Source organism: Terrabacter sp. P5_B1 (assembly GCF_056400505.1).
Genome location: NZ_JBFULD010000294.1, coordinates 1 through 5,381 on the forward strand (window position 1 = coordinate 1; position 5,381 = coordinate 5,381).

Genomic DNA, 5,381 nt, shown 5'->3' on the forward strand with positions numbered 1-5,381 from the left:
GCCGGAGGGTCCTCCGGCTCGGCTCGCCGGTGCTCGTGCACCACGGTGTCGTCGACGACCCGCACCGTGAGCTCCATCGCCGCACCGTCAGCAGGCACGCGGTGCAGCCCCACCAGCACCGACCACGCCCCTGCCTCCACCGGCTGGGGCACGTAGCCCGGCGTCGCCCACCCCTCCGAGACGACGACGCGGCTCCGCGCCCCACCCGACCATCCGACGTATCCCCGCGGCCCCTCGAGGCCCAGGTCGAGCACGGCACCCGGCCCCGCGGCATACGTCATCAGGATCTCCACCGCGCCCACCTCGCGCGGCACGCCGAAGGCGACCCTTCGGACCTGGGACTCCGCCCGGTCGTCCGGCCACCAGTGCTGCGTCAGGCGCAGCAGTGTCGTAGGAGGCGTCCGCCCTGACGCCCGTCCTGACGCCTGTGGTGTCGCGTCCGTCATGACGCCAGCAGCTCGCCGCCCTCGTCGTAGACGAGCACGCGCCCCGGCACCGGACTGATGCACACGGCCGCCCCGGGCTCCGGCTCGGATCCCTCGGGCACGACGGCCTGCACGCGGTGGTCGTCGCGGGTGCGGGCGGTGATGAGCACGCTCGCGCCGAGGTTCTCACTCGTCTCGACCTCACCCTTGAAGGCGAGCGGGCCCTCCTCGTCAACCCGCGCGTACTCCGGGCGGAAGGCGACCGTGACCGCGCCGTCGCGGGAGTCGCGGGCCGCCCACCCGGCAGCGACGGCGTCGACCGGCTCCCGGTCGCCCACCTGCAAGCGCCCGCCGGACAGCTCGCCGGGCAGCATGTTCATCGGCGTGGAGCCGATGAAGTTGGCGACGAAGGTGTTGGCGGGGCGCCGGAAGATCTCCGACGGGGTGCCGAGCTGGCGGATGCGGCCGGCCTCCATGACGGCGATCTGATCGGCCATGGCGAGGGCCTCGCTCTGGTCGTGGGTCACGAAGACCGTCGTGACGTCGAGGTCGCGCTGCAGCCGCTTGAGGAAGGTCCGCGCCTCGAGCCGGAGACGGGCGTCGAGGTTCGACAGCGGCTCGTCGAGGAGGAAGACGTCCGGCTGGCACGCCATCGCCCGCGCGAGGGCCACCCGCTGTTGCTGGCCACCGGAGAGCTCACCGGGTCGACGCTCCATCAGTCCCGTGAGCCCGAGGCCGGCGCCGGTGTCGGCGGCCTTGGCTGCGCGCTCGGTCCGACCGACCTTGCGGATCCGCAGGGGGTAGGCGATGTTGTCGGTCACGCTCATGTGGGGGAAGAGGGCGTAGTCCTGGAAGACCATGGCCACGTTGCGCTCGCCCGGCGACATCTTCGTGACGTGGCGGTCGCCGATGTGGATGGAGCCTCCCGTTGCGTCCTCGAGCCCCGCGATGGTCCGAAGGAGTGTCGTCTTGCCGCAGCCGGAGGGTCCGAGGAGGGCGAAGAAGGACCCGTCCGCGATGGTGAGGTCGAGACCGTCGATGGCGGTGACGTCTCCCGGGTAGACCTTGGTCAGTCCGTCGATGCGAATGTTGGCCATCAGCTCTTGATGCCTCCATGGAAACGGAACCCGTAGCGTCGGCTGACGAACAGGTAGAGCGCCACGACCGGCAGCGCGTAGACGAGCGAGAACGCCGAGATGAGAGGCAGGTTCGCCTGTCCGCCTTCGGAGTAGAAGGTGTACATCACGACACCGGCCGGGAGCTTCGCAGGGTCGCGGAGCAGGATGTAGGACATCAGGAAGTCGCCCCACACGTTGACCATGGCCCAGACGGCGATCGTGGCGAGGCCGGGCCGGACGATGGGCAGCACGACGTGGCGCAGCACCTGCGTCGGCTTGGCCCCGAAGACGCGCGCGCTCTCCTCGTAGGACTTCGGGGTGGCGTCCATGAAGTCCTTGAGGATGAAGATGGCCGCGGGCAGCAGCCCCCCGGTGAGCACGAGGATCAACCCGGAGCGGTCGTCGACGAGGTTGAGCGCGAACATCAGCTGGAAGATCGGCACCATCGCCGCGGTGCCCGTGACGATCGAGCTGAGCAGCAGCAGTCCGTAGAGGATCGTGTCGCGACCGGGGAGGCGCACGCGAGACAGGGCGTATGCCGCCAGCGCCGACATCGCGGTGACGCCGAGCATCGTGCCGACCGCGAGGATGAGCGAGTTGAGCAGCGACGAGTACGCGTACGGGTTCTCGGACAGCTTGCGGAAGTTCTCGAGCGTCCAGTCGGGCCAGCTCACGTTCAGACCCGGTCGGGAGTCGAAGGGCGCTGTGACGAGCCACAACATGGGCAGCGCCCAAAAGGCGACGGCCGCGCCGAGAAAGGCGACGAGCACAAGGCGGCCCACGACCGAGCCGGGTCTCATCGGCGCTCCCGGAGCAGGCGCACGTAGAAGAGTGCGATGACGAGGTTGATGAGCAGCATCATGAAGGAGATGGCCGATCCGTAGCCGAGCTGGCCGCCGTAGAGAGCCTGCGTGTAGATGTAGACCGGCAGGGTCTCGCTCTGGTGGTTCGGGCCGCCGGCGGTGAGCAGGTATGGCGAGAAGTCGTTGAAGGTCCACAGGCTGATGAGCAGCGTGTTCGTCAGGACGTGCCCACGAATGTGCGGCAGCACGACGTCCCTCAGCTGGGCGAAGGTGCCGGCGCCCGCGAGCCGGGCCGACTCGAGCTGCGACGGTGGCACGGCGCCCAGGGCGGCCGAGAAGAGAAGCATCGAGAAGGCCGTGCCGCGCCAGGTGTTGAAGACGATGATCGAGGCCATCGGGTACTCCAGCAGCCACTCGGTGCCGGGGGTGTGCAGCAGCGCGTTGAGCGTGCCGCCGTCCCCGGACAGGTAGGCCACCCAGAGGAACGCGACGATCGAGCTGGGCAGGATCCAGGCCAGCAGGACGAGCGTCTCGACGCCGGCACGGACGAGCCGGGGCACCCCCCGCAGCGTCCACGCGAGGGCGAAGCCGGCGATCGTCTGGCCGATGACCGCCGAGCCGAGCACGAAGACGAGCGTCAACCACAGGGAGTTGCGGAAGCCGGGATCGACGAGGGCGGCCTTGTAGTTGTCGAGCCCGACGAACTGCGGATTCGCCGCCTGGATGCCGGTGAGCCGGTAGTCCGTCATACCGAGGAAGACGGTCCAGACCGCCGGCACGACGAGGAAGGCCGTGACGAGGACGAGGGCGGGAGCGACGAAGCCCGCGGCGCGCCGTCGACCGAGGCCCGCCGCGTCGACGGACGTGACGGTCACCGGGCACCCGCCTCCCCCTGAAGGGGCGGGTGCCCGGTCGTCCTCACGATGAGGCCACCTTGTCGGCGCCGCCGACGGCCTTCTCGACGGCGGCGCCGTAGGCCTTCGCCGCCTCGTCGACACTCTTGCCCGACACGATGTCGGCCGTCGCCTGCTGCAGCGCCTGCGAGACCTGCGGGTAGACCGCGAGACCCGGGCGGTAGTGCGTGACCGGCAGCACCTTCTGCGAGACGAACGACAGGAACGGGTCGCTGGAGAGGACCTTCTCGTTGACGTCCTGCCGTGCGGTGACCTTCGCCGACCCGTGGAGCAGGGCGTTGATGGCGACCGGGGAGCCGATGAACTGGAGCAGCTCCCACGCCTGCTGCGGGTACTTCGTGTTCGGGTTGAGGAAGTAGCCACCGCCACCCGACATCGAGACGTAGTCGGACCCGCCGACGCCGCTGCCGGCCTCGCGCGCGGGGATGTAGGCGTAACCGACGTCCGTGTTGCGCGTGGCCATCGGCGCGTCCCCGTTGTCGGGGTTGATGACCGAGCGCCAGAAGTAGTCGCCCTCGAGGAGGATGCCGACCTTGCCCGCTGCGAACGCGGCAAACGACTGGTCGCGCCCCTTGGCGGCCTGCTGGAAGTTCTTGTCCTCGAGCCCCTGGTCGAGCAGCTGCTTGTAGAACGTCAGCACGTCGCGCACGGCCTTGGTGTCGCCCTGCCACTTGCCGTCGGCGTAGATCTCGGAGCCCGTGCCGACGAGCAGGGGCAGCACGCCCTGCATGCTCGTCGCCTCACCCATGGCCGTGCCGGCGTTGACCTGGATGGGGTCGATGCCTGAGACCGCCTTGAGCTTCATCCCTGCGGCGACGATGTCCTGCCACGACTTCGGCTGCCAGTCGGCCGGCAGCCCGGCCTGGGCGAAGAGCTTCTTGTTGAAGTAGAGGACGCGGCCGTCGGTGCCCGCGGGGATGCCGTAGGTCTTGCCCTCGAAGGACGCGTTGGCCTGCACCGCCTTCGGGATCTGCGACCAGCCCTCCCACGAGGTGACGCTCTGCCCCACGACGTCGGTGAGCGGCTTGAGGTAGCCGGCCTGGGCGAACTCGCCGACCCAGATCCCGTCGAGCGCCATGATGTCGGCGCCCGCGCGGCTCTTGAGGTCGAGGGCGACCTTGGTCTTGTACTGCTCGTCGTCGACGCCGGACGGCTGGAAGGTGACCGTGACGTTGACGCCCTTGTCCTTCTGCTGCTTCGTGAAGGTCGGGATGACGTACTTGGTGTACCAGTCGGCCTCGTCGGCGTTCTTGCCGCCGGCGATGGAGTTGGACGTGATCGTCAGCGTGACGTCCTTGGCCCCGGCGTTCTGGGTGGGGCTGGCCCCGGTCGAGGAGCTCCGGTCACACGCCGCGGCGCCGACCAGGGTGAGGGACGCTGCGAGCACCGAGAGCACGGTCCTGCGCGTGGCACGGGGACGCGGCCTGGCACCGGAGGTCGAGGTGGGTTTCATCTGCATGGGCTCCTTCTCTGGGTGGCGGGACGCGGGTGGCGGGACGCTGGTGGCGGGACGCGGGTGGCGACGGTCAGTGGTCGGTGGAGGGGTTCGGGTCAGGCGAGCAGGACGTCCGTTCCGTGGGACCGGGCGATCTCGAGGGTCGGGTGGTGGGCGTCGGAGGTCGTGATGAGGGTCGAGACCGCCGTGAAGTCGCAGACGCGGATCGAGCCCTGGCCGGGGAACTTCGTGCGGTCGGCGAGCAGCACGGTCCGGCCACCGGCCTCGAGGAGGAGGCGTTTGGTCGGCACCTCGACCGAGGTCGTGTCGAGCACCCAACCGTTCGCATCGATGCCGCTCGTGCCGAGGAAGACGGTCGAGGCGCGCACGCGCCGCAGGGCGTCCTCGGTCAGCGGTCCCACGAGCGAGTGGTACGCGCGGCGCAGCGAGCCGCCGAGCAGGACGATGTCGACGGCCGCGTCACCCCGCAGCGCATCGAGGACGGCGAGACTGGGCGTGATCACGGTGATCGAGCGGCCCTTCAGCTCGCGGGCGAGCGCTCCCGTGGTCGTCCCGATGTCGAGCAGGACCGTGTCACCGTCGCACACCAGCTCGGCTGCTCGCCGGGCGATGGCCTGCTTGTCGGCGGCGGCGTCGTCGGCGACCTCCTCGTAGGGGCGGTCGAC

Annotated in this window: 6 protein-coding genes; all 6 read right to left on the reverse strand. The window is 69.8% G+C overall.

The features are described from left to right. A partial coding sequence (locus tag AC1DP0_RS17530) for a hypothetical protein (protein ID WP_478086814.1) occupies positions 1–446 on the reverse strand: 446 nt, incomplete at its 3' end. After that, a complete protein-coding gene (locus AC1DP0_RS17535) occupies positions 443–1,522 on the reverse strand; it encodes an ABC transporter ATP-binding protein (protein WP_478086817.1) in 1,080 nt (359 codons plus the stop codon). The genes AC1DP0_RS17530 and AC1DP0_RS17535, both read right to left, overlap by 4 nt. Further along, entirely contained in the window at positions 1,522–2,343 is an 822-nt protein-coding gene (locus AC1DP0_RS17540; protein WP_478086820.1) for an ABC transporter permease subunit, read from the reverse strand. Before AC1DP0_RS17540 ends, AC1DP0_RS17535 begins: the two co-directional genes overlap by 1 nt. Next, positions 2,340–3,221, reverse strand: a complete 882-nt coding sequence (locus AC1DP0_RS17545; RefSeq protein WP_478086822.1) for a carbohydrate ABC transporter permease — start codon at positions 3,219–3,221, stop codon at positions 2,340–2,342. The genes AC1DP0_RS17540 and AC1DP0_RS17545 overlap by 4 nt, the downstream gene beginning before the upstream one ends. Positions 3,222–3,264: 43 nt before the next feature. Beyond that, the gene (locus AC1DP0_RS17550) at positions 3,265–4,719 is read right to left on the reverse strand and encodes an extracellular solute-binding protein (RefSeq protein ID WP_478086824.1); all 1,455 of its coding nucleotides are present in this window, start codon (positions 4,717–4,719) and stop codon (positions 3,265–3,267) included. Positions 4,720–4,811: 92 nt separating this feature from the next. Beyond that, positions 4,812–5,381 (reverse strand): DeoR/GlpR family DNA-binding transcription regulator (locus AC1DP0_RS17555; RefSeq protein WP_478086826.1); only part of this gene is annotated, 570 nt, incomplete at its 5' end.